The organism is Variovorax sp. GW821-FHT09D05, from assembly GCF_059416325.1.
On the sequence record NZ_JBWKOZ010000007.1, the window covers coordinates 122,421 to 145,744 of the forward strand.

At 64.6% G+C, this 23,324-nt stretch carries 21 protein-coding genes and 2 riboswitches; of the genes, 5 read left to right on the top strand and 16 right to left on the bottom strand.

The genetic code is table 11. The features are described 5' to 3' along the window. Window positions 1-2: 2 nt before the first annotated feature. From AC07O3_RS19990 to rfbB, 13 genes are all read right to left on the bottom strand, one after another. On the bottom strand, window positions 3-941 hold the full coding sequence (locus AC07O3_RS19990; RefSeq protein WP_495340296.1) for an NAD-dependent epimerase/dehydratase family protein: 939 nt from the start codon (window positions 939-941) through the stop codon (window positions 3-5). Between the two features lie 141 nt (window positions 942-1,082). Further along, window positions 1,083-1,829 carry an SDR family oxidoreductase gene (locus AC07O3_RS19995; protein WP_495340143.1) on the bottom strand — a complete coding sequence of 249 codons (747 nt, stop codon included), beginning with the start codon at window positions 1,827-1,829 and terminating at the stop codon, window positions 1,083-1,085. Between the two features lie 11 nt (window positions 1,830-1,840). Next, the gene (locus AC07O3_RS20000; RefSeq protein WP_495340144.1) at window positions 1,841-3,157 is read right to left on the bottom strand and encodes an FAD-binding protein; all 1,317 of its coding nucleotides are present in this window, start codon (window positions 3,155-3,157) and stop codon (window positions 1,841-1,843) included. Next, window positions 3,157-4,593 carry a UbiA family prenyltransferase gene (locus tag AC07O3_RS20005; protein WP_495340145.1) on the bottom strand — a complete coding sequence of 479 codons (1,437 nt, stop codon included), beginning with the start codon at window positions 4,591-4,593 and terminating at the stop codon, window positions 3,157-3,159. Before AC07O3_RS20005 ends, AC07O3_RS20000 begins: the two co-directional genes overlap by 1 nt. A gap of 46 nt (window positions 4,594-4,639) precedes the next feature. Continuing rightward, on the bottom strand, window positions 4,640-6,274 hold the full coding sequence (locus tag AC07O3_RS20010; RefSeq protein ID WP_495340146.1) for a hypothetical protein: 1,635 nt from the start codon (window positions 6,272-6,274) through the stop codon (window positions 4,640-4,642). Continuing rightward, the gene (locus tag AC07O3_RS20015) at window positions 6,274-7,248 is read right to left on the bottom strand and encodes a CgeB family protein (RefSeq protein ID WP_495340147.1); all 975 of its coding nucleotides are present in this window, start codon (window positions 7,246-7,248) and stop codon (window positions 6,274-6,276) included. The genes AC07O3_RS20010 and AC07O3_RS20015 overlap by 1 nt, the downstream gene beginning before the upstream one ends. Further along, complete coding sequence (locus AC07O3_RS20020; protein WP_495340148.1) at window positions 7,245-9,740, bottom strand: glycosyltransferase family protein; 2,496 nt, start codon at window positions 9,738-9,740, stop codon at window positions 7,245-7,247. The genes AC07O3_RS20015 and AC07O3_RS20020 overlap by 4 nt, the downstream gene beginning before the upstream one ends. After that, window positions 9,737-10,699 carry a class I SAM-dependent methyltransferase gene (locus AC07O3_RS20025; protein WP_495340149.1) on the bottom strand — a complete coding sequence of 321 codons (963 nt, stop codon included), beginning with the start codon at window positions 10,697-10,699 and terminating at the stop codon, window positions 9,737-9,739. Before AC07O3_RS20025 ends, AC07O3_RS20020 begins: the two co-directional genes overlap by 4 nt. A gap of 47 nt (window positions 10,700-10,746) precedes the next feature. Continuing rightward, window positions 10,747-10,920, bottom strand: a complete 174-nt coding sequence (locus tag AC07O3_RS20030; RefSeq protein WP_495340150.1) for a hypothetical protein — start codon at window positions 10,918-10,920, stop codon at window positions 10,747-10,749. Continuing rightward, window positions 10,920-11,465: a dTDP-4-dehydrorhamnose 3,5-epimerase gene (rfbC, locus tag AC07O3_RS20035; RefSeq protein ID WP_495340151.1), complete on the bottom strand. Its 546-nt coding sequence runs from the start codon at window positions 11,463-11,465 to the stop codon at window positions 10,920-10,922. The genes AC07O3_RS20030 and rfbC overlap by 1 nt, the downstream gene beginning before the upstream one ends. Further along, window positions 11,462-12,358 (bottom strand): glucose-1-phosphate thymidylyltransferase RfbA, encoded by an 897-nt coding sequence (rfbA, locus tag AC07O3_RS20040; protein ID WP_495340152.1) that lies wholly within the window; start codon window positions 12,356-12,358, stop codon window positions 11,462-11,464. The genes rfbC and rfbA overlap by 4 nt, the downstream gene beginning before the upstream one ends. Window positions 12,359-12,381: 23 nt before the next feature. Further along, entirely contained in the window at window positions 12,382-13,272 is an 891-nt protein-coding gene (gene rfbD / locus AC07O3_RS20045) for a dTDP-4-dehydrorhamnose reductase (protein ID WP_495340153.1), read from the bottom strand. Continuing rightward, complete coding sequence (gene rfbB, locus AC07O3_RS20050; protein ID WP_495340154.1) at window positions 13,269-14,348, bottom strand: dTDP-glucose 4,6-dehydratase; 1,080 nt, start codon at window positions 14,346-14,348, stop codon at window positions 13,269-13,271. Before rfbB ends, rfbD begins: the two co-directional genes overlap by 4 nt. 126 nt (window positions 14,349-14,474) lie before the next feature. Beyond that, a riboswitch (glycine riboswitch) is annotated at window positions 14,475-14,571 on the top strand. Window positions 14,572-14,603: 32 nt separating this feature from the next. Beyond that, window positions 14,604-14,720, top strand: a riboswitch (glycine riboswitch). Between the two features lie 92 nt (window positions 14,721-14,812). Between rfbB and AC07O3_RS20055 the strand changes: the two genes are divergently transcribed. Beyond that, on the top strand, window positions 14,813-16,114 hold the full coding sequence (locus tag AC07O3_RS20055; protein ID WP_495340155.1) for a D-amino acid dehydrogenase: 1,302 nt from the start codon (window positions 14,813-14,815) through the stop codon (window positions 16,112-16,114). A gap of 6 nt (window positions 16,115-16,120) precedes the next feature. On the opposite strand, the gene AC07O3_RS20060 is transcribed toward AC07O3_RS20055, so the two are convergent. The 3 genes from AC07O3_RS20060 to AC07O3_RS20070 form a co-directional block, all read right to left on the bottom strand. Continuing rightward, a complete protein-coding gene (locus tag AC07O3_RS20060) occupies window positions 16,121-17,401 on the bottom strand; it encodes an FIST signal transduction protein (RefSeq protein ID WP_093079433.1) in 1,281 nt (426 codons plus the stop codon). A 45-nt stretch (window positions 17,402-17,446) separates the two neighbouring features. Continuing rightward, a complete protein-coding gene (locus AC07O3_RS20065) occupies window positions 17,447-18,196 on the bottom strand; it encodes a PhaM family polyhydroxyalkanoate granule multifunctional regulatory protein (protein ID WP_495340156.1) in 750 nt (249 codons plus the stop codon). 92 nt (window positions 18,197-18,288) lie between these two features. After that, window positions 18,289-19,734: an aminotransferase-like domain-containing protein gene (locus AC07O3_RS20070; protein ID WP_093079220.1), complete on the bottom strand. Its 1,446-nt coding sequence runs from the start codon at window positions 19,732-19,734 to the stop codon at window positions 18,289-18,291. A gap of 114 nt (window positions 19,735-19,848) precedes the next feature. On the opposite strand from AC07O3_RS20070, the gene AC07O3_RS20075 reads away from it, so the two are divergent. The 4 genes from AC07O3_RS20075 to AC07O3_RS20090 are packed head-to-tail and all read left to right on the top strand — an operon-like array spanning window position 19,849 to window position 23,319. Beyond that, window positions 19,849-20,448: a LysE family translocator gene (locus AC07O3_RS20075; protein ID WP_495340157.1), complete on the top strand. Its 600-nt coding sequence runs from the start codon at window positions 19,849-19,851 to the stop codon at window positions 20,446-20,448. A gap of 8 nt (window positions 20,449-20,456) precedes the next feature. Next, complete coding sequence (locus tag AC07O3_RS20080; RefSeq protein WP_373559394.1) at window positions 20,457-21,395, top strand: DMT family transporter; 939 nt, start codon at window positions 20,457-20,459, stop codon at window positions 21,393-21,395. Between the two features lie 60 nt (window positions 21,396-21,455). Beyond that, complete coding sequence (locus tag AC07O3_RS20085; protein WP_495340158.1) at window positions 21,456-22,658, top strand: aminotransferase-like domain-containing protein; 1,203 nt, start codon at window positions 21,456-21,458, stop codon at window positions 22,656-22,658. A gap of 22 nt (window positions 22,659-22,680) precedes the next feature. Continuing rightward, window positions 22,681-23,319 (top strand): LysE family translocator, encoded by a 639-nt coding sequence (locus AC07O3_RS20090; RefSeq protein WP_495340159.1) that lies wholly within the window; start codon window positions 22,681-22,683, stop codon window positions 23,317-23,319. Window positions 23,320-23,324: the final 5 nt, after the last annotated feature.

Sequence of the window (23,324 nt, forward strand, 5' to 3'; positions counted from 1 at the left end):
GCCTAGAAGTCCAGAACGATGTTGCTGTAGACGGGATCGTTGAAGGTTTCATTGATCGCCTCGGCGAAGGGGGTGCTTCGGACACCGAACATTCCGGGCCAGTCGATGACCTCGAATTCATCTTTGGCGACCAATGCCTGCAACTGCTGTGTCGTAAACGGAGGATTCCTGTCGAACAGCGCCCAGATCCACAGCAAGCTGTAGAACAGCCCGTAGGGAATCGTGACGATCTTTGCCTTCGCCTTGGTGGCTCGCTTTATCTCGCGAATGATGTCGATGTAATCGACCTTTTCATGCCCCGAGATATTGAAGATGCCTTGCCGGACGTTGTTCTCGATGCAACTGATGATCACGTTGCAGAAGTCACCCACGTAAAGCGGTTGCCGCATGAAACGCCCATCGCCCGGCACGGGAAACACCGGTTGCTTGGCCATGAAGCGCGACAGCCAGCCAAGATGCTTGCGGTCGAACCAGCCGAACATCAGCGTAGGCCGGAGGACAGGGCATTCGATACCGCTCGCGAGGACCATTTCTTCCTGCTCTTTTTTCGACCTCGTGTAGAAATCGTCGGCCACCGACTCGACGACCGAGGAACTGATATGGATCAGTTGAGGGACCTTGTTCTTGCGGACTTCCTCCAGAATGAGGTGAGTGGAAGTCACGTTGTTATCGACGAATTCCTGGTAGTGGATGCCGCCGATCTGGGCCTGCAACATCACCACCACCGAGGCATCTTCGAAGTGGCGTTGCCAATCGCCGGGTTTCGACAGGTCTGCAAACTCGACCACAACGTCGGGCTGCACGCTCTTGAGCGTTGCCAGATTCTCTTTGTGCTTGTCTATTACAACGATGTTCGAGTAGCCCTTTGCGCGCAAACGGGCGACAAGATTTTGACCGACCAGGCCAGCGCCGCCAGGTAAAACAATCTTATTCATGGAAATATTTCTATGGGGACGCAAGAAAAATCGGTTCAGCGCAGACCTCGAAGGCATGCGAACTCAAGGCTGGCTGAGTGCGCACAAGCTCTCGACGAAAGCGCCATCCAGTTCTAACGGGCAAATCGTCATGCGTCATCGCCACGGCTACAGGCTCAAGCGCTTGAATATCGCAGTCGGCACGAGCCGGATGATCAGCATGATCAAAGCCCAGAACCACGGTGTGTAGAGAACATTGCGACGCGAGTTGACGGCCTTCTCGATGTCGGCCGCCACGCGATCGGGCGTTGCAGTGAGTGCTGCCGGCAAGTCGAGTTCGGCTGTCATAGGCGTGGCAACGAAACCGGGCTTGATCGTCAACACATGCACGCCCTTCTTGAAGAGTTGCGCGCGCAGACCCGAAGCGAAAGCGTCCACTGCCGCCTTTGCGGCGCCATAGACGTAGTTGCTTTGACGGCCACGATCGCCCGCGACCGAGCCGATGACGGCCAGCACGCCATTGCCTTGCGCCTCGAGATGCCCTGCCACGGCGAGCATACAGGCCACGGCACTTTCGCCGTTGGTGCGGAACTGCTCCACCGCATAGGGCAGATCGCGTTGAGCCCGGGCCTGATCCGGCAAGGTGCCGTGCGCAACGAGCGCGAGGTCGACGGTGCCCAGCGTGCGCCAGGCAAAGCTTGCGATCTCGGGCAACGACGCGATGTCGTGTCCTTGCCAAACCCTCGTCTGCACTCCGGTTGCGCCGCGTGCGATCAGATCGGCGGCGATGACATCCAGCTTTGCCTGATTGCGCGCAACCAGCACGAAGTTGCTGCCCCGCCCCGCGTAGCGCCGCGCCACCGCTTCGGCAATGCCGGAGCTGGCGCCGATGATAAGTAAGTTTTTTTTCTTCATGATCAAGCCATTCAAGAAGTCACACGTCGCCAGAAACGCGACATGAGCATGGGGTCGCGCAGCGATTCCAGCCGGGTCCATGCGGGATACGCCTGCTGAAAATGATGGGCACTCATGTGCGCATCCTTCGCCGGATAAAGCCGCCCCCTCGCCTCGTGCACGAGAGCATCGAGCCGAGCAAACAGGCGGATGTTGAGCGCGTCATGCTGGGCGAAATCCAGCGCCAGCGAAACGCCTGCCTTGGGAAACGACAGCAAGCCCGGAGACCTAATGTCTGCGCACTGCTTGAGCACCGCGAGAAACGATCCCGCGCCATTGAGCGATGTCTCCCGAAGAATGGCGGCGACCGCATCGCGTCCGGATTCGGGGGGAATCACGCACTGGTACTGCTGGAAGCCAGCCTTGCCGTACATCCGATTCCACTGCAGCAGCTTGTCCAACGGATAGAAAAAAGGGTCGTAGTCGACCCGTGTTTCCACGACCTTGCGCACTTGACGCTGGTAGTACAGGGTGTTGAACGCCTTCAAGGTCAAGGTATTGACCAGCGAGAAAGGAGGGTCGACGGGCATGCGCTTGGCCTTGTGGCGCGCCACTTCGAGCTCGCCTTCGGTCGCATGATTTCCGCCGATGTAGTGACCACGGCCGGCACTCTTGCCGCCGGCCAGGCAATCGACCCACGACACGGTGTACTCGTACTTGGAATCGTGCTGCGCAGACAACGCAAAAAACTCGTCGAGATTGCCGAACTTGATGCATGTCTGCGAGATGTCGCTGGAGCGCACAGCGCGCAGTTGAAGCTCCACCTCAAGGATGATGCCGGTCAAGCCTAATCCACCGACGGTCGCATTGAACAGCTCTGTATTGACCGTGGGAGAGCATTCGCACACACCGGTGTTGGACCGGTACAGAACAATCCGGCGCACATGCCGCCCGAAGGTCCCCATCACATGGTGGTTCTTGCCATGTACGTCGTTCGCCACGGCGCCGCCCAAAGTCACGAACTTGGTCCCAGGCGTGACCGGCAAGAACCAGCCATTCGGCAAGCCGACCTGGATGAGTCCGTCCAGCGTGACCCCGGCTTGCGCCGTCACGACGCCGGACTGCCAGTCGGCGGCGATCAGACGGTCCATTCCCGCCAATGCAATCACATGATCGGACTGGGCGAGGCAGGAGTCTCCATAGCTGCGCCCGCAACCATAGCCGAGGGTCGACTCGACCCCTTGGCTTCGCAGATGCGAGAGGGCACTTTCGATCTCGAAAGGCCAGGCGACAGGATGTGGGGTCTGGGGGTGGCGGGGATATCGCCCCCATGAGCCGAGCGTCGGCATCAAAGCGCCGAGATTCCGAAAATCGCGATGAAGCAGACACAGACCCATCGGCTCATGCGGTCGCGCAAGGCAAACACGATGGGGTCATCGTGCATCTCGCCGCGATGGGCAATGATCCAGACGCGGCTCAGCCAGAACAGCAGCAGCGGACACGCGGCCCAAAGCCAGTGCGGGTGTCGATAGAGTATGTGCGACTGGGGATCGTTGATATAGAGCGCCAGCACCAGCACCGACAGGTACCCGGCCGAACCACCCAATGACGCCAGCAATTCAAAGTCCGATGCGACGTAGCCCCTGCCAGGAGCCTTTTGCTGTACGCCCTTTTCGCGAGCCTCGTACAGCTCGGTATAGCGCTTGACCAAGGCTAGGCTGAGAAAAACAAACATGCAGAACGCCAGGATCCAGAAGGTCGGCTTAAGCGACATAGCTGAGGTGCCCGCCACCACCCGCGTCGTGTAGAGCATCGCCAGCACGACCACGTCGATCATCACTGCCCGCTTCAGCACCAACGAGTAGGCCAGAGTCAACACGTAGTAGCCCAGCAGCACCAGCGAAAACTTGATTGGCAGCAAGACAAGCGCGGCGCCAAAGGAAATGAAGAGCAGCGCGGGAATCCAGAGCATGGCATGGAACATCGGGAATGTCCCAGCCGCCAACGGACGGTTGCGCTTGGTTCGGTGCTGCCGGTCGTCCTGCAGGTCGAGCATGTCGTTCAGCAGATAAACGCTGGACGCGCATGCGCAAAAGCACAGGAAAGCCACGGCGCACTGGCCCAACAGGCGCAGGTCAAACAAGTGGTGACCGGCAATCAAAGGCACGAAGATCAGCAGATTTTTAGCCCACTGGTGCAGTCGCATGGCCTTGGCCATGCTGCGCGCGTAGGGCTTGCGGTCATCAAAGATCTCGCCGAAATGAGGCAGGGCCTGCACTCGCCGCATTACGCCGATCTCGGGATCCGCCACATGTGCCAGCCGGGCCTGGCGCCACACCGCCATGTCGGCCTTGGAGTTGCCAACATACTCGAAACTGCCCGCGCCGAAGCGTTGGACCAAGGCGTCGCGCTTGTGGTCAGAAGCCAAGTTGCGGCCGTCTGTGCCCATCACTACCTCGAAGATGCCCAAGTGGGCAGCGATTTTGTCGGCGATGCGGTGGTCGGAGGCGGTGGCCAGCACCAGCATGGAACCCTCCTCGCGTTGTAGCCGGAGCCAGTGCACCAGGGCTTGGTTGTAGGGCAAGCTGCTGGCATCGGGCAGTACAGCGTCAGCCAGGCGTCGCTTGAATGCAGCCTTGCCGCCGAACAGCCAAGTCAGCATTTCGAAGAGACGCAGCGGATGAGTACGCAGGAACAGGAACACGCTCTCCACCAACATGTCCGACCTTACTAAGGTCCCGTCCAAATCCACGGCGATGACCCTGGGGAAAACTTTTTCAGTCATGGCAATGGTGTTGAAATTTGATGGCGAAGCAAAGGCATATATCCGCTCACAGCGCGGGCAGCGAGAGCACGCTTTGGAAGTAGCAGCCCCACATCAGCAGATTGATCAAGATCTGGGCCCACAGCAGCCAGACCGCCCAGCGCAGGCCGGTGCCGCATACAGCATGCACGGCGGCGCACAGCATCAGCGCGGCCAGCGGTTGCGCGCCATGGATGGCGGGCACGGCCGGCATGCTGAAGACCATGGCCAGCATGGCCGAGGCGATGGCGAACACCACCAACATGGAGACCGGCGCCGGCGGGCTACCGGCTGCCGGCCCTGCAGGACGGCTCACGCGGGCCATCAGCCAAGCGGCGACGGCCAGCGTACCCACCGCGCCGGTGACATTGCGGGCGCTTTGAACGAAGCTCTCGATAAAGAGCGCGCGGGGATTCGTCAGGTGCACAGGCAGCAGCGCATTGGCGATGTTAGACACCCGCATCCAGGCGATGGCGAAGGGATCGGTTTGACCGACCAGCATGTTTTGCGTCACGAGATCCGAGGGCAGGTCAATGACGACGTAGGTCCACACCCACCAGGGCAACACCACGGCGGCAAAAGCAGCGGCCAGTAAAACCGCAGCCTTGAAGCGCTGGGCGAAACGGCCGGGGCCACACAACGCCATAGCAGCCACGCCGATCGCCGCGTAGCCTATGGCATAGGGATGCGACAAATAGGCCAGCCCGACCAAGGCGCCGGCCAAAGCTGGCCGCCGGTGCCACCACCAGGCGGTGGCAGCCAGCAAGACAAAAAAGCCCGCTAGGGCCTTGGGCCAGGTGAAGAGCGTCTGGATCAGGAAGTATGGGCTGCTGCAGTAGAGCAGCACGCACAGCCAGCGCGCCTGCGTGCTGGCGCCGCAGGCGCGGCTGACCAAAGCGCCAGCTCCCAGCAGCATCAGTCCGTTGAGTAGTACTAGCACACCCAGGTAGACCGCGAACAGGCGCTCATCGCGCACCAACACGCGGAAATCCGGCCACCGATCGTCCACATAGTCGAAGCGTGGCAGTTCTGGCAGCGCGCGCGTTGGCCGCAAAACCAGTCGTATAGGAAGCGCGACCAGGGCCGCCAGCACCGGACGGTTGGTCACCTGCTGGCCGGGGAGTATCGGCGCGTTGCCGACAAAGGAAATGTTGCGCGCCATGTACTCCATGGCGACAAAGGACACTACGTTGTCAGCCGGCAGGTTGCCAGTAAAGCGCTGGATGCGCACCGAACTCACGTTTTCTTTGTTCACGTACGCGCCGTCGGGCAACTTGGTGGGCAGGGGCCAGTTGAAGCTGGCGATGCCCAATAGCAGTACGGTGAAGAACAGCACCGCGCGCAAGTAGAAGCCCTGCCCGTCGGCGGCGCTGTGGCTCGCCGGACGCCGGCCAGCGCGCCATGCCGCGATGAAGGGCAAGATCAGGGCCAGCCACGCCACCGTCCGCTTAGCCGGCACCGGCAGCAGCGCGATCACCAAGCCGGCCAAGCCGAGATAGACGACTGTGACCACGGCCCCATAACACTGCAGCTCGATCAAGCCAGGGGCCGTGCGCAAACGCGGCAGCAACTGGCCGCGCAGCAACGGCATAGCCGCCAGCAACATAAGCGCAGTGAACAGGCCCATGCCCATCAGGCCATAGGCCATATTCCAAAGATTCATCAACCTGCCTGTTCCAGCAATGCCGTATAGAGGGCGCAGATCGTGCGGGCCCGGGAGGCATAGGTGTGGTCGCGCATGGCGCGGGCCTGCGCTGCAGCGGATATGCTTTCGCGGCGAGCCGGCACATCGCGCAACTCTTCGATCAGCAGGCGCAGTTCATCCGGCGTGTCGAACAGCAGGATTTCCTGGCCTGGCACGAAGTAGTCTTCGATCTCCGCCCCCTCGACGAACAGGCACTGGACAGCGCCGGCCATGGCGGCTTCAAAGGTTCGCGGGCCGGGCGTGCTGGCGTCGAGCTGGTACTTGGCGTTGGCTAGGTTGAAGCGCCGGCCAACATTCAGGGTGACGAGCGACGCTGCGTAATAGGCGGGCAAGGCCTCATTGGCCAGCCGGCCAGCCTGAGCGAAGGAAAGATCGGCCGGCCAGTCGGGGCCGAACACCTCCACATGCATGCCGCCTAAGGGCGTCTGCAGGTCGCGCAGCAGTTGCACGCGGTTGGGGAAAGCGGCGCCGCAGAAGAACAGGTCGCGCGCGCGCTGCGCGCCCAAGGGGCAGAAATGTGCGAGACGATCGGCCGCCAGCGGCAGGTGCAGGACATGAGGATGGTCGATATGCGACACGGCCCAGCGGTCATTGGAGAAGACCGCGTCGGCATAGGGCAAGATCTTGTAGTTGAAGTCGAACTCGTAGGGGTCGTCATGCAGCCAGAAGAAAAGGGCCGCACCGCGCCGATCACAGTAGCGGCGCAAGCGCGTGTAGTCACAGACGCCGGGCATGCATGAACCGAAGACCAGTACAACATCGGGCGAGAATTCGCGTGCTGCGGCTTCCGAACGATCGAAGGATGACTCGATCACCTGCGACGGACCGAGCACCTCCATGAAGCCGCGCGCCACGTACTGGCGGAGCACAGCGTTGTGGTTGACCCGATCGGGCGAAGCGCTAGCGACCAAGACTTTGGGCGGATGGCTCATAGCTTCCTCCGGATCAAGCGAACCGCGGCACCAATGGCCGAGACGGCGCCTTTGCGCCGGAAATGCTCGACCGTCCGGCGGCCTAGCCCGCGCAGGCGCCGATAGAAGGATGGTGGGGGTGGCGGCGATGGTAGGTCCGACGCTGGGGGTGCCTCGACGAGCGCCCAAGTACGGCGCAGAAGCGGCTTCACAGGCGGTTGGTAGCCGTCGGCCAGCGGGGCAACCGGCATATCCAGCGCCATCGGTGCCATCGCCAGCATGTCCTGATAGAGCGCGTGGAGTTGCTCCGCGTGAGTGGCCATTCGGGCGATGGGCGCGTTGGCCGCGCCTTGGCGCAGCCGGTGCAGCAAGCCAGGAGTTTCCATCAGTCGGCGGATGGCCTGCACCAGGTCGCCTTCCGAATCGACCGGCACCTTCAGGCCGTTGACGTCATGGGTGACACGTTCGGCCAGCGCACCGATGTCCGACACGATGGGCACTAGACCCAGGTCCCAGGCTTCAGACAGCGTGAGACAGTAGGTCTCGGGCCAGATGGACAAGTGCAAAGACACGTGGCAGTCGCGCGCGGCTTCCGGCAGTTCGCCCGGTTGGTAGCCGCCATGCACATGCACGTAGGGAAAACGTTCACGGTCAAGCATCCACCCGTGCCTTGGTTCGACCCGGCCGAACACATGGAACTCCACGCCGACGTTCTCGAATAGAGGTATCACGCGGGTGATGACGTCGCTGCCCTTGTGGCCGGCGAAGTTGCCGATAACGGCAACCCGGAAAGTGGTGTCTACCGCGCTGGAGCGCTCAGACGGCGGCGCCGGTTCATCTTCCACCGGCACCGGCACGATGTGCGTGCAGCGGTGCCGCGCGACGGCCGGGAAAATGTCGCCCGCCAGCGCCAGGGCACCGGCAGTATTGAAGACCAGCATGTCGACCAGGCCGAGCATCCGGTCCCAGAAGGCGCGCCGCACCGACTGGCTGCCGGGCAGCACATGGTGGCCGTTCCAAAGGCAAACGTCGCAATGCTCGGGCGCGATAGTGTCGGGCGCGCAGTAGCGGCCCTTAAAGGACACCAGGGTGAAGTTGTGGCAAACGGTGTAGTAATCGTGGAACGTCAGTGCGCTGGACACGCCCACGGCCCGAGCCACCTCAATCATGCTGGGCACATGGCCCAGCAGATGGTGGAAATGCACGACCTCGATCCGCAAGTTGACCAAGGCCCGCGCGAACGCGGACTCGCGTTCGGGGCAGGACAGCATCCAAGCGGTGATGGGCTGGCTGAAGCGGTAATCCTCGATTAGGTTGCCGGCAGCATCGGTAACGACGGCGCCAGGCGGCTCGCCTTCCACGCTGGGCAACCAGAAGAGGGCTTCGTAGCGGTCATCGAGTTCATGGGCGAGCTGGCGCAGGTAGACCTCGACGCCGCCAAAGTTGCCGCGCAAGGTGACGTTGTGAGCCACCAGCAGCATCCGGGGCAGTGTCGCGGGCACCATGGCTGCGGCCACCTCGATGGGCGTGGCAGGCGCCATCTCGCATCGCAAAGTGTCGAGCTCGTTCAGGACGGTCGCGACGCGGTTCTCGTAGCGGTGAAGCCGCGCGGCGCGCTGCTGCGCACTCGAAGCAACGGAATGGCGATAGTCTGGCTCGGCCTTGAGCCGGTCGATCTGCTCACGCAACTGGACGACATCGTCGAAGTAGAGGAAGTCCTCGCCCAAGGCGAAATACTCGGCGGCTTCGGCGATCTTGGAGTGCACCAGCTGCACGGTCCCAGCCAAGGCGGCCTCGAACAAGCGCGGCGGCGGTGTCTCCGCAAACTCGTTCTCGCCGGAAGATGAGAAGACGCGCGGCAGCACCAGAGTGGCCACGCTCATGTTCGCCATGCGAGCAAAGTCCACAGGCGAGGTGCGCCAATCCATCTGGCTCAGAGGTATGGGCAACTCGAATTTGGGCAGATGCGCATTAGTAGGCAATGCGATCTTGGCTCGGAGCGGCGCGTTCTCGCAACTGGCCAGCAGGTCGCGCACTAGCTCCACGCGATTGGGCCAAGCCGTGCCGGCGAAGAAGACGTCGTAGCGCATGTCAGCCTCGGCCGGCAGCACATCGCGCCAGTGGAATTCGGTGGAAGCGGCCAAGGGCAGATGCCGACCTTTGGCGCCATAGGCGGCGACGCTGCCGGAGTCGTTGGTGAAGACCAGGTCGAACAGCGCTGCGTTGGCGACGTTGACGACGATCTCGTAGGGATCTTCCGTGACCCAGAGCACCGAGCTACCACACTGGGCGGCGAGGCGGGCGCAGATCAGCGGATCAAGCTCCTCGCCGTCAAAGGCAAAGAACAAGTTACAACGGTTTTCACGCGCCAAGGCGATGGCGTCGCCCGGATCAGCCTTGAAGACCGATTCCACGGACGGTGACTGGCGCAGCGCCTGGGCCAAGCCCAGGCAGATGTAATGGTTGGGATTGCTGCGCTTGGTATCGAGCAGAAGTACGCGATAGCCGCTCACATCTTTCCTCGCGATCTCAGCAGGGAACGGATGCGGCGCAGAGGGCTGGTGATCTTCCAGCTAACGGTCGACCGGATTTGCTGCAGCTCGTGCTGCTGCAGGCGCAGGTCGTGCTGCTGCTGAAGCAGGTCCGCGCGCGCCTGCTGGAGTTCGACCGCCAGCCGGCTGGATTGGTCAAGCGCCTCGGCGTGGGCTCGCCGGGCAGTGTCAAGCTCGCCCTGGATCTGCTGCCTCGACTGGGCGGCGCGCTCTTGCTCGGCGGCATGCTCGCCCATTCGCGTGACGAGCGCGCTACGCAGCTCGGTGATGATGCGTTGGTCTTGGCTGCGTTCGAAAGGATTGATGAACTCCTCCGAGCCGGCGCGCAATCCATTGCTGAAGGCCTTGCTCAGCTCCATCATGCGCCGGGGATACAGCTGCTGATTGGTGGCCGACTTGAGGAAGACGGCCACGAAGTCGTTCCAGCCCTCGCCCTCTTCCGTCGTGCCGGCCATGTCGCCGATGAAGGACTCCAGGAGCATAGGATCGAAGCCGCTGCGTTGGCCCCAGGTGACCAATGCGCGCCCAGAGTCGGGGTAGAAGCGCCAGGCGTCTACCGGGTACCGATGCACGTAACCATTGCTCGGAACGTTAAGGTAGAGCAACCCGGTGGGCTTGAGGATGCGCAGGATCTCAAGATAGAGCAGCCAGAACATCTCAGAATGCTCGAAGCAGGAACTGCAGATCACTATGTCGACGCTGCCGTCCTCGAACGGCAGGTGATAGGGGTCGGTGATGACGATATCAACCCCCTTGGCCGCGACGAAATCCACGCCGCAGTAGTCGAGCTGTGATGGACATACGTCCTTCAAGCTGCCGTTGACATCCTGGGCACCAATATCAACGACTAGGCCTTGGTCGCGACCAGCGGCGTATACATCGAAGAACAACTTTCCATAACTCAGCGCTGACTTGTGCATTGCAATATCTATTCGGGACGCGCGGGCACGCGCCCGCGCTGGTGTTATCAGAGGCTGTTGCGCTCGATGACCTGCATCGGAAGACCGGCAAGACCCGCGATGAGCGCGTAACCCACCCAGCGACCGATGATGACCTCACGCAGGACCCAGGCCGCGACCAGCGGCCGATTACGCCACCCGCCGACGATCATTTGGGGTAGGGAGACGCTGTATTGATCCATCAGAAAGTCTCAGCCTCGCTGAGGCAGACGCCGCCCCTGTCCTTGGCGGACAGCTGCGGCGCGAGACCCAAGTCTGGCCAGACGATACCCAGCGCCGGATCGTTCCAAGCGATGCAGCGCTCGTGAGCAGGCGCGTAGAACTCAGTGGTTTTATAAAGAAAGTCTGCCGATTCGCTGGTTACCACGAAGCCATGCGCAAAGCCAGGCGGCACCCACAATTGCCTATGGTTATCCTCGCTAAGCTCCACGCCCACCCATTTCCCGAAGGTCGGCGACGACTTACGGATGTCCACAGCCACGTCGAACACCGCACCCCGTGCCACGCGCACCAGCTTGCCTTGCGGCTGCTGGATCTGGTAGTGCAATCCCCGCAGCACGCCCCTGGTCGAGCGAGAATGGTTGTCCTGAACGAACTCCACATGCCGCCCGACAGCCTCGTCGAAGGCTTTGCCGTTAAAGCTCTCGTAGAAAAAGCCACGTGCGTCGCCGAAGACCTTCGGCTCGATGATCAGCACCTCAGGAATCGCAGTCGGTGTCACTTTCACGAGCGCACCTCCTCAGCCAGCAGGTGATTCAGGTATTTGCCATAGCCGTTCTTCTGCAACGGCGCAGCCAGCTTTGCCAATTGCTCCCGATCGATGAAGCCGTTGCGCCACGCGATCTCTTCTGGGCAAGCAATCTTCAAGCCTTGGCGATGTTCCAGGGTTGCAATGAACTGCCCGGCTTCGAGCAAGCTCTCATGCGTCCCGGTATCCAGCCACGCATAGCCGCGCTGCATGATCTGCACATTGAGTTGGCCTAGGTCGAGGTAGGCTTGGTTCACCGCAGTGATCTCCAACTCGCCACGCGCGCTCGGTTTCACCGACTTCGCAATGTCGACGACCTGGTTGTCGTAGAAGTACAGGCCTGTCACCGCATAGCTGCTCTTGGGCTTCGCCGGTTTTTCCTCGATGCTGCTGGCTTTGCCTGCCGCATCGAATGCGACCACGCCGTAACGCTCCGGGTCATGCACGTGGTAGGCAAAGACGGTCGCACCGTTCTGCTGTGAATCGGCGTCCGACAGCAGGTGGGCAAGGTCATGCCCGTAGAAGATGTTGTCGCCCAGAACCAGCGCGCTCGACGAATTTCCTACGAATTTGTCCCCGATGATGAAGGCCTGCGCCAGCCCGTCCGGACTGGGCTGCACTGCGTACTGCAGGTTGATGCCCCACTGGCCGCCATCACCTAGCAGCTGCTGGAAGCGCGGCGTGTCCTGCGGGGTGCTGATGATCAGGATGTCTCGCATGCCACCCAGCATGAGCGTGCTGAGCGGGTAATAGATCATCGGCTTGTCGTACACGGGCAGGAGCTGCTTGCTCATCGCCAGCGTGGCCGGATGCAGGCGCGTGCCCGAACCACCGGCCAGGATGATGCCTTTGCGTTGCGTCGTCTTGGTCATGCTCTTTCTTCTCGTGGGATTCTTCAAAGGATCTCGCGCAGCATGCGCGCGACGCCTTCCTGCCAAGGCGGCAGGCGCAGTCCAAACGTGGTCTGCAGCTTGTTGGTATCGAGGCGCGAGTTGTGCGGGCGCTTCGCGGGCGTCGGGAATGCGCTGGTTGGCACGGGCTCGACGGCATCGGGCCCGGCCTTGAGTTCGACGCCGGCCTGCTGCGCCATTTCGAGCACGAAGCGCGCATAGCCGTACCAGCTGGTCTCGCCACCAGCGATGGCGTGATAGAGGCCGGCCTTGGCCGGGTCCTGCAGCGTCGCCCGGATGGCATGCGCCGTCACGTCGGCCAGCAGCTCCGCACCCGTGGGCGCGCCGAATTGGTCGTCGATGACGGTCAGCTTGTCGCGCTCCTTCGCCAGCCGCAGCATCGTCTTGGCAAAGTTGCCGCCGCGCGCCGCGTACACCCAGCTGGTGCGGAAGATCAGGTGCTTCGCGCAGTTCTGGGCCACCAGTTGCTCGCCTTCGAGCTTGGTGCGCCCGTACACGCTGAGCGGACCCGTCGCATCGTCTTCCTTCCAGGGCCTGGTGCCGCTGCCGTCGAAGACATAGTCGGTCGAGTAATGCACCATCAGCGCGCCGATCTGCTGCGCCGCCTCGGCCACGATCCCCGGAGAGGTGGCGTTGAGCTTGCGCGCAAAGTCCGGTTCGCTCTCGGCCTTGTCGACGGCCGTGTGCGCCGCCGCATTGACGATCACATCGGGGCGAACCTTCAATACTGTCTCGGCCAATTGCTCGGGCCGGCTGAAGTCGGCGTTGAAATCGGTGCTGTCGAAGTCGAGCGCGACCAGTTCACCCAGGGGCGCCAGGCTGCGCTGCAGCTCCCAGCCGACCTGTCCGCCCTTGCCCAGCAGCAGCAACTTCATGCCGCGGCCTTCGCAGGTGCTGCGTCGTATTGCTTCTCCACCCACTCGCGGTAGGCGCCGCTTTGCACGTTGCGCACCCACTCGCCATTGGCCAGATACCACTCGACGGTCTTGCGGATGCCGGTGTCGAAGGTCTCGGCGGGCTTCCAGCCGAGCTCGGCCTCGAGCTTGCGCGCATCGATGGCATAGCGGCGGTCGTGGCCGGGACGGTCGGTGACGTAGGTGATCTGTTCCTTGTAGGGCTTGCCGTCGGCCCTGGGGCGCAGCTCGTCGAGCAGCGCACACACGGTGTTGACGATCTCGATGTTGGGCTTCTCGTTCCAGCCGCCCACGTTGTAGGTCTCGCCAAGCTTGCCGACTTCGAGCACGCGGCGGATGGCGCTGCAGTGGTCCTTCACGTAGAGCCAGTCGCGCACCTGCATGCCGTCGCCGTACACGGGCAGGTTCTTGCCGGCCAGCGCGTTGACGATCATCAGCGGGATGAGCTTCTCGGGAAAGTGGAAGGGGCCGTAGTTGTTCGAGCAGTTGGTGGTCAGCACCGGCAGGCCGTAGGTGTGGTGCCAGGCGCGCACGAGGTGGTCGCTGGCGGCCTTGCTGGCCGAGTAGGGGCTGTTGGGCTCGTACTTGTTCTCTTCGGTGAAGGCGGGGTCGGTCTTCGACAGCGAGCCGTAGACCTCGTCGGTGGACACGTGCAGGAAGCGGAAGGCCGTCTTCTGCTCAGCCGGCAGCGCGCTCCAGTGCCCGCGCACGGATTCGAGCAGGCGGAAGGTGCCCAGCACGTTGGTCTGCACGAAGTCTTCGGGGCCGTGGATGGAGCGGTCCACATGCGATTCGGCGGCGAAGTTCACGACTGCACGCGGCTTGTGTTCGGCCAGCAGGCGGTCGACCAAAGCGCTGTCGCCGATGTCGCCCTGCACGAAGATGTGTTTCGGGTTGCCCTTGAGCGACGCGAGGGTCTCGAGGTTGCCTGCGTAGGTCAGCTTGTCGAGGTTCACGACCGACTCGTCGCCGTTGGCGATCCAGTCGAGTACGAAATTGGCGCCAATGAAGCCAGCGCCGCCGGTAACCAAGATCATGGAATCCCCTGAATGTTGGAGTTCATCGCCCTGTCGCAATGAACGAACGTTAACGCGCGATTATCCCATTGGGGCTGTGGGCTGAAACGCAAGGCGCTACCGTTCTCTTAGCACCGTGTTTACAATCGCACTATTGCAGGAGAGCGGGCCACACACACCTGGGTGGCCCTACCGAAGGCGCAAACTCCCATAAACGCTCAGGTCGGCCCGACGAAGTCTTGGAGATTTCGGCAAGGGGTGAATACTGCATCACATCAAACGCCGTCTGGAGAGCCATCGTCACCCCAAGTGGCTGCGATGCACCGAAGGAGCAAATTTGTTGCAAAGACGCAACAAGTGAATCTCTCAGGTACCGAGGACAGGGGGAGCGGCAACTTGGACTACGGTCGTCCGGTTGCTTTGCTATTCATTCAATAGCACACCACGCCCGTCGTTCAAGCGCTGCAACCTCAAAGGTACTTGAAATGCGCGTGATCGTTCTTGGCGCCGGCCTGCTCGGCGTGACCTCGGCTTACTACCTCCAGCAACTCGGCCACGAAGTGACCGTGATCGACCGGCAGGCCACCCCGGCCGCTGAAACCAGCTTCGCCAATGGCGGGCAGATTTCCGTCAGCCATGCCGAACCCTGGGCCAACCCGAGCGCGCCGCTCAAGTTGCTGCAGTGGCTGGGCAAGGAAGACGCCCCGCTGCTCTTCCGCATCCGCGCCGACATGCGCCAGTGGCTCTGGGGCCTCCAGTTCCTGCGCGAATGCACGCCGGCGCGCACCCGCCACAACATCGAGCAGATCGTGCGTCTCGGAACATACAGCCGCTCGATGTTGCAACAGTTGCGCCGCGACACCGGCCTGAACTACGACCAGCGCACGCAGGGCATCCTGCACTTCTATACGACGCAAAAAGAGTTCGACGGCGCCCTCGCGCCCGCCGAGCAGATGCGCGCCCTGGGCTGCGAGCGCCAGGTCATCTCGGCCGACGAAGCCGTGAAGATCGAGCCCGCCCTCGCCCACATCCGCCCGAAGCTGGCCGGCGCCACCTACACGGCCGAGGACGAGTCCGGCGACGCCAACCGCTTCGCGCGCGAACTGGTGGGCCTGGCCACCGCGGCGGGCGTGAAGTTCCTGATGAGCCACACCGTGACCGCGCTACGCGAAGCCGGCGGCAGCATCGATCACGTCGAAGCCACCGATAGCGAAGGCCGCTTCCAGCGCATCCGCGGCGACGCCTTCGTGCTGGCAATGGGTTCATTGAGCCCGCTGTATGCCGCCCCGCTGGGCATTCGCCTGCCGATCTACCCGGCCAAAGGCTATTCGGTGACGCTGCCCGTCAAGGACGCGTCGAAGGCCCACCAGGTCTCGCTGACGGATGACGAATTCAAGCTCGTGTTCTCGCGCTACACCTCGGAGTCGGGCGACCGCCTGCGCATCGCCGGCACGGCCGAGCTCAACGGCTATGACCGCGACCTGAACCGCGTGCGCTGCGAGGCCATCGTGCGCCGCGTCGAAGAGCTGTTCCCCGGCGCCGGCGACACCACGCAGGCCCAGTTCTGGACCGGCCTGCGCCCCGCCACGCCGAGCAACGTGCCGCTGATCGGCAAGACCAGGCTGCCAAACCTGTTCCTCAACACGGGCCACGGCACGCTCGGCTGGACGCATGCCTGCGGCTCGGGCAAGTCGATCGCGCGGATCGTGAGCGGGCTGGCGCCTGAGGTAGATTTCGCGTTCACCGGCATGCCTGCGCCCGCGCAGCGCGCGCTGCAGCCGGCCTGATCGCGTTCAGTCGTTGGCGGTAAACACCGTCAGCACCCCGGTATAGCCATACAGGTGATGCCGGGCAATCTCGCCCGCAGCGAAGAACCCGACCAGCGGCACGTCGCCCAGCGCGTGCCGCACGATCTGCAACTCAGCGCCCGGCGCGCCGAAGTGCGGCCCGCCGCGCCCCGAACAGCTCACGTACACCGCCCCTGCGATGCGCCGTGCCGGATGCGGCGCCGCCTCGGCCTCGCCCGCCGCCACGGCGCGCGCGGTGGCGAGCGTCTGCTCCTCGGGCTCCAGCTCCTCGCGGATTTCCGCGCAGATGCGCATCAGGTCGGCCCGCGCGGCCTGCGCGTTGCGGCGGCAGAAGGTCAGCCGCATGCCGGCCTCGGCCACATCGGCAATGGCGATGCCGCGCCGCGTCGGGTCCAGCCCGATGATGTGGCGCACCAGCACGTCGGCGCCCAGGTCGCCGGTGCGGCGGATGCCGTCGCTACCGGCATCGGCCAGGCCGACCAGCGTGTTGCGCACGGCGTCGATGGCCTCCTGCGGCCGTTCGAGCGACACCTGCAGATCGGCCAGCAGCACGTCGAGCGCCGGCTCGCCGTCGAGCTTCAGCAGCAGATTGCCGTCCGCCTCGGTGATCTCGCGCTCGCGCACCGCCCCCGAGCGCAGCGGCTGGCAGCCCTGCGTGACGCGCGACACCAGCCGTACGCCTTCGCCGAACACCACGCCCGACAGGCCGCCCGAGAACACCCCACCCGCCGCCCCGTGCCCGCGGATGTTGCCGTTGCCGCCGACTGCGAATTGCAGCGCGCTGCCGCGCCCCGAAGACAGCCCGCCGAACAGATAACCCGTGTCGGTGCGCCCCGCCATCTCGGCGATCAGCTCGGCCAGGTCGGGCGTTGCCGGGTCGGCGTGCACCAGTGCCGTGTGCGCCTCGAAGCCGCTCATTTCGGAATTGCCCAGCGGCGCCACGCCCGAGAACACGCGGTACTGGTCGCTCGGCAAGGCGCAAAGCATCAGGCTCATGCCGGGTTCGTCGAAGTACTCGGCGTTGTTGGCCGACACGCCGATGCCGACGGTGCCCGACCAGTCGGTCACTTCGGGCAGCTCGGCGCTCAGGTGGTCGAGGATGTCCTGCGCCTCGCTCGCATAGTGGTCGGTGATGTAGAGCAGCCCCAGCGTCGGCGACGAGGCGTAGTCGGGCAGGGCCATCTGTGCGCGCAACTGGGCCAGCACGAGGCCGGCCGCCATGCGCCATTGCGGATGGGTGGCGTGACCGGAGGGAAACAACTTCATGATGCGTGCCAACCCGTTCTCTTCAACAAATGGATGTGTATGACGTCAGCGCCGGGCGGAGGTTCGCTTGCGCGCGGCGGTCGACGTCTTCTTTTTGGCAGCCGGCGCTGCAGCCTTCTTGGCCGCAGCAGGCTTGCGGGCGGCCGTTGTTGCCGGCTTGCCCATGACCTTGCCGACCGCATCGGCCAGCGGCTGGGCCATGGCCGGCACCTTCAGCTGGGCCGCGTCCTGCAGCGCCGAGCTGGCGATCTGCTGGAACTGTTCGGTGAGCGAGCCCCACCACTGCATGGGATCGACCACGCCGGCGCCATCGGCTGCCGCGGCCTTCGCCTTGGCCGAAGCCGGCCTGCTGCGCGACTTCGTCGGTGCTGGAGCCTCTTCTTCGGGCATCTCGTCCTCTTCCTCGACCTCTTCGGGTTCGGGCTCCGGAGCTGCCGCGGCAGGCGCCGGCGCCATCGCGGCTGCCTGCTTGGTGAACGCGCTGGCGATGTCTTCCATCCGCACGTTCATGCCGCGCAGCGTCGACAGCGTCATCTTCTGCACTTCGAGCGCCTGGATCGTGGCCTTCAGGGCATGGCCGTTCTGCTCGAGCCAGTACTGCACCGTCTTGAGCTCCTGGATGCGCTTGTCGACCTCTTCCACGCTCAGCGTGGGCGCCACCCAGCTCGCAAGGCTCGGAATCCCTGGCACCGAACCGGCGCCGGTGCCCGCTGCGGCGCCACCGGCGAGGTTCTTCAGGAAGTCGAATCCGGGGACGAACTGGCTGAAGTCGAAGGGCTTGCTGGCGGTGCTCATGCGGGTGGTCTCCTGGGTGGGTTTTCTTGTGTTGCCAGCTTACTCCAAGCCTCCGGCCTTTTGGCCCGGACCTCCCCGCCTTTTACCTGCCATCAGAGCTCGCTTCGGACCTTGCTGAACACCTTCCAGAAGGTCGCATCCTGCGACGTCGCGAAGTTGATCCGCATCATCGTGCTCGGCGGCCGGCGCGCATGGAACAGCGAGCCTGGCGCCAGCAGGTAGCCCTGGTCGAGCATGCGCTGCGTCAGCGCGTCGGTGTCCACGCCCGTGTCGACCCAGCCGAACAGCCCCGCCGGCTCCGAGGCGAAGGTGCAGCCATGCGACATCGCCAGCTTCACCGCCCGCCCCCGTGCCCCGTCGAGGCGGATGCGCACGCGCTCCGAATGCCGGCGCAGCTGCCCCTGGTCGATGCACCACGACAAAGCCCGCTCGAACAGCGTGGGCGAGGTCAGCGTGGCCAGCAGCTTGGTTTCGAGCAGCCGCTCCTTCAGCGCCGGGGGCGCGGCCAGGAAGCCGATGCGCCAGTTGGGCGCCAGGATCTTCGCGAAGCCGCTCACGTAGATGGTGCGCTGCAGCCCGTCGAGCGCGCTGAGCCGGGTGGCGTGCTCGGGCGCGAGGTGGCTGTAGGTGTCGTCCTCGACGATGTGGAAGTCGTATTCGTTGGCCAGCTTCAGCACGCGGTGTGCGCTGCCCGGCGTGAGGCTGTAGCCGGTCGGGTTGTGCAGCACGCTCACGCTGACGAAGAGCTTGGGTTGGTGCAGCGCGCAGTACTGCGCCATCACCTCCAGGTCGGGCCCGTCGGCGCGCCGCGGCACCGGCAGGATGCGCATGCCCAGCGCCTCCAGCCGCGCGAACTCCAGCGCCCAGCCCGGCTCCTCGACCATCACAGGGTCGCCGGCGCGCAGCAGCGTGCGGCTCACGATGTCCAGCGCATGCGTGGCGCCGATGGTGGTCACGATCTGGTCGGGCGAGGCCGGCACGTTGATGCCCACCAGCTTCTGCGAGAGGCTGCGCCGCAGGCTCATGTCGCCGGCCGGCTCGCCGTACTGGAGCGACAGCTCCTGCAGGGCGGCTGTACTGGTCATGCGCCGCACGGCCGTGGGCATGAAGGTGGACGACATCCAGTCCGGCGGAAACACGCCCATGCCCGGTTGCGGCTTGTCGCTCGGGCGGTGGAACATGCTGCGGATCAGCGAACTCGCGTCGGCCGGTATGCGCGAGGCCATCATCTGCACCGCCATCGCCGCCGGCATGCCGCTCGCGCCACCGGCGTCCGCGCCGTGGTTCGGACGGCCGTCCTGTACCGGTGCCGAATCCCGCACATAGAAGCCGCGCTGCCGGCGGGCCTCGACCAGCCCCTGCGCCAGCAGCTGGTCGTACGCGGCGACGACGGTGTACGGGCTCACGCCCTGCTGCCGCGCGCATTCGCGCACCGAGGGCAGGCGGGCGCCGGGCGGCAGCAGGCGGGTGCGGATGCGCTCGGCCAGGCGGTCGGCCAGTTGCCCCGTCAGCGACTGTGTGGAGGTGCGTGTCAGCATGCGTTGTTTTGGGCTGTGCCGGCTTCTGTGTCGAAGGAGTGACCAATACAGATTGCCCGATTGTTCGACCAACTGTACTGGAACTGTAATGGTCTCAAGTTTAGAGTGTGTGTCATGAACTGGCAAGAATTCACCGCGCTGCTGGTGCTGGCCACGGCGATGAGTTTCTCGCCCGGTCCCAACACCACGCTCTCCACCGCCCTGGCGGCCAACGGCGGCCTGCCGCGCGCCATGCGCTTCGTGGTTGCGGTGCCCGTCGGCTGGACGCTGCTGCTGGCGCTGTGCGCCGCCGGCATCGGCGCGCTGGTGGTGGCAATGCCTTCGCTGCGCCTTGCCATCAAGGCGCTGGGCATCGGCTACCTGCTGTGGCTCGCGTACAAGCTCAGCGGCAGCGCCACGCTCGGCAAGGCCGACGGCACCAAGCTGTCGGTCGGCTTCGGCCAGGGCGTGATGCTGCAGTTCGTGAACATCAAGGCTTGGCTGCTGGCGCTCACGCTGGTGGCCGGCTGGATCGCCGGGCAGCCCGATGCGCTGCGCCGCTTCGCCATCGTGGCGCCGGTGATGCTGACCTATGCCTTCGTCAGCAACTTCGCCTACGCACTGGTCGGCGCGCTGCTGCGCGAATGGCTGGCCAAGGGTTCGCGGCTGCTGTGGTTCAACCGTGCGATGGGCCTGGTACTGGTGCTGACAGCCTGGTGGATGGTGAGCGTATGAAGCTCGCCATGAAAGACGAGACGCTGGGCATGTGGCTCGGCGTCGTAGGCGTGGCCATGTTCGCCGTCACGCTGCCGATGACGCGCCTGGCCACCGGCACGCAAGACGCACCGCAGCTGTCGCCGTGGTTCGTCACGCTCGGGCGCGCGGCGCTGGCGGGCGTGCTGTCGGCCATCTTCCTGCTGGCAACGCGCTCGCCGCGGCCTGCAGCGCACCAGTGGAAGCCGCTGGCCTTCGCGGTGCTGGGCAATGCCATCGGCTTTCCGCTGCTGCTGGCCTATGCGCTGCGCGTGGTCACGGCCAGCCATGCGGCGGTGGTGACTGCCCTGCTGCCGCTGGTCACGGCCGCCGTCGCGGCCCTGGTGCTGCACCAGCGCGCGCGGCTCGGCTTCTGGCTCTGCGCCATTGCGGGCAGCCTGCTGGTGGTGGCGTTCTCGGTGTTGCGCGCGAGCCAGAGCGGCCATGGCTTCGGCTTCGAATGGGCCGATCTGCTGCTGGTCGGCGCGGTCATTGCCGCCTCCATCGGCTACATCTACGGCGCGCAGGTCACGCCGTCGCTGGGCGCCGAGCGCGTGATCTGCTGGGTCTGCGTGATGGCGCTGCCCTTCACGCTGCCGGCCGCGCTGGCGCTGTGGCCGCAGCAGCCCGTCGCCGCGTCGGCCTGGCTGGGCTTCGTCTACGTCGGCACGTTCTCGATGTGGATCGGCTTCTTCGCCTGGTATCGCGGCCTGGCCCTGGGCGGCGCGCTGCGCGTGAGCCAGACCCAGCTGCTGCAGCCCTTTCTCTCGATCCTCGCGTCGATCCCGCTGCTGGGCGAGCCGCTCGACATGGTCACGCTGGGCTTCGCCGTCGCGGTGGTGGCCACGGTGGTCATCGGCAAGCGCCTCTCGCAGCCGCAAGACAACAAGGCCCGCGTCGTATACCGTGGCGATATCCAGCCGGATTGAGCGCCGCCACGCCTGCCCGCATCATTCGAATCTCACCTCACCGCCTGAAAGAAGAAAGCCATGAACTGGAAACTCGCCGCCCGCGCCGCCAAGATGAATCCCTCGGTGCTGCGCGAAATCCTCAAGGTCACCGAGCGCCCCGGCATCATCAGCCTGGCCGGCGGCCTGCCCTCGCCCAAGACCTTCCCGATCCAGGCTTTTGCCGACGCCTGCGCCGAAGTGCTGCACAACGACGGCCAGGCCGCCCTGCAGTACGCCGCCAGCGAGGGCTACGCGCCGCTGCGCCAGGCCGTGGCCGACATGCTGCCGTGGGACGTCGACGCCTCGCAGGTGCTCATCACCACCGGCTCGCAGCAGGGCCTCGACCTGGTCGCCAAGGTGCTGATCGACCCGGGCAGCAAGGTGCTGGTCGAAACGCCCACCTACCTCGGCGCACTGCAGGCCTTCGGCCCGATGGAGCCGCACCCCGTGGGCGTGGCCAGCGACGATGACGGCGTGATCGTCGAAGACCTGGTGGCCAAGGCCAAGGACGCACGCTTCGTCTACCTGCTGCCCAACTTCCAGAACCCCACCGGCCGCACCATGACCGAAGAGCGCCGCGCCGCCGTGTCGGCCGCCGCTGCGGCAGCCAACCTGCCGATCGTCGAGGACAACCCCTACGGCGAACTCTGGTTCGACGAAGCCCCGCCGCTGCCGCTGGCCGCGCGCAATCCCGAAGGCGTGATCTACCTGGGCTCGTTCTCGAAGGTGCTGGCCCCCGGCCTGCGCCTGGGCTTCCTGGTGGCGCCCAAGTCCATCTACCCGAAGCTGCTGCAGGCCAAGCAGGCCGTCGACCTGCACACGCCGATCTTCACGCAGCGCATGGTCTCGGCCGTGATGAAAGACAAGTTCCTCGACCGCCACGTGCCCACCATCCGCGCCCTCTACAAGCGCCAGCGCGACGCGATGATCGCCGCGCTCAAGCGCGAGATGGCCGGCCTGGACGTGAAGTTCAACGCGCCCAAGGGCGGCATGTTCCTCTGGGCGCGCCTGCCCGAGGGCATCGACACCGTGACGCTGCTGCCCAAGGCGGTGGAGCGCAACGTGGCCTTCGTGCCCGGCGCGCCGTTCTACGCGGGCGAAGGCGATCCGCGCACGCTGCGCCTGTCGTTCGTGACGGCCAGCATCGAAGAAATCGACACCGCCATCGCCGCGCTGGCGCAGACGCTGCGCGAAGAGCTGGTGCTGCTCGGCGACAAGAAGCTGGCCGCCGCACAGGTCTGAAAGCACAAACCAGGAGCCTCCCTTGATCGGCCTTGCAACGCTGTCGCTCTTCCTGCTCGCGGTTCTGGCGCTGTTCCTGTCGCCCGGCCCGAACATGGCTTTCGTGCTCTCGCACGGTGTGGCCCATGGCCCGCGCGGCGGTTTTGCGGCGGCCATCGGCATCTCTGCGGCCGACCTGGTGCACACGCTGTTCGCGGCCACCGGCGTCACCGCGCTGGTGGCCGCGTGGCCGCCTTCGTTCGACGTGCTGCGCTATGCGGGGGCGCTGTACCTGGTGTGGCTGGCGGTGCAAGCGCTACGCAACGGTGGCGGACTTCGCATCGGTGCGCAGGCGCAGCCCGCCGGCTTCGGCCGCATCGTTCGCATGGCGCTGCTGAACAACCTCGTCAATCCGAAGGCGCTGCTGTTCTTCATGGTGTTCCTGCCGCAGTTCGTCGACCCCTCGCGCGGCAGCGTGCCGCTGCAGCTGGTGCAACTCGGCGTGGTGCTGTCGATGGCCGCGCTGGCCTTCAACACGCTGCTGGGCGCGTGCAGCGGCCAGATCGGCCGCTGGCTGCACAACCGGCCCGGCGCGGCGCGGTTCCAGAGCGGCCTGCTGGCCGCCGTGATGCTGGGGCTAGCCATACGCCTGCTCTTCCTCGATCGTCCCTCGCCCCGCTGAAGCGG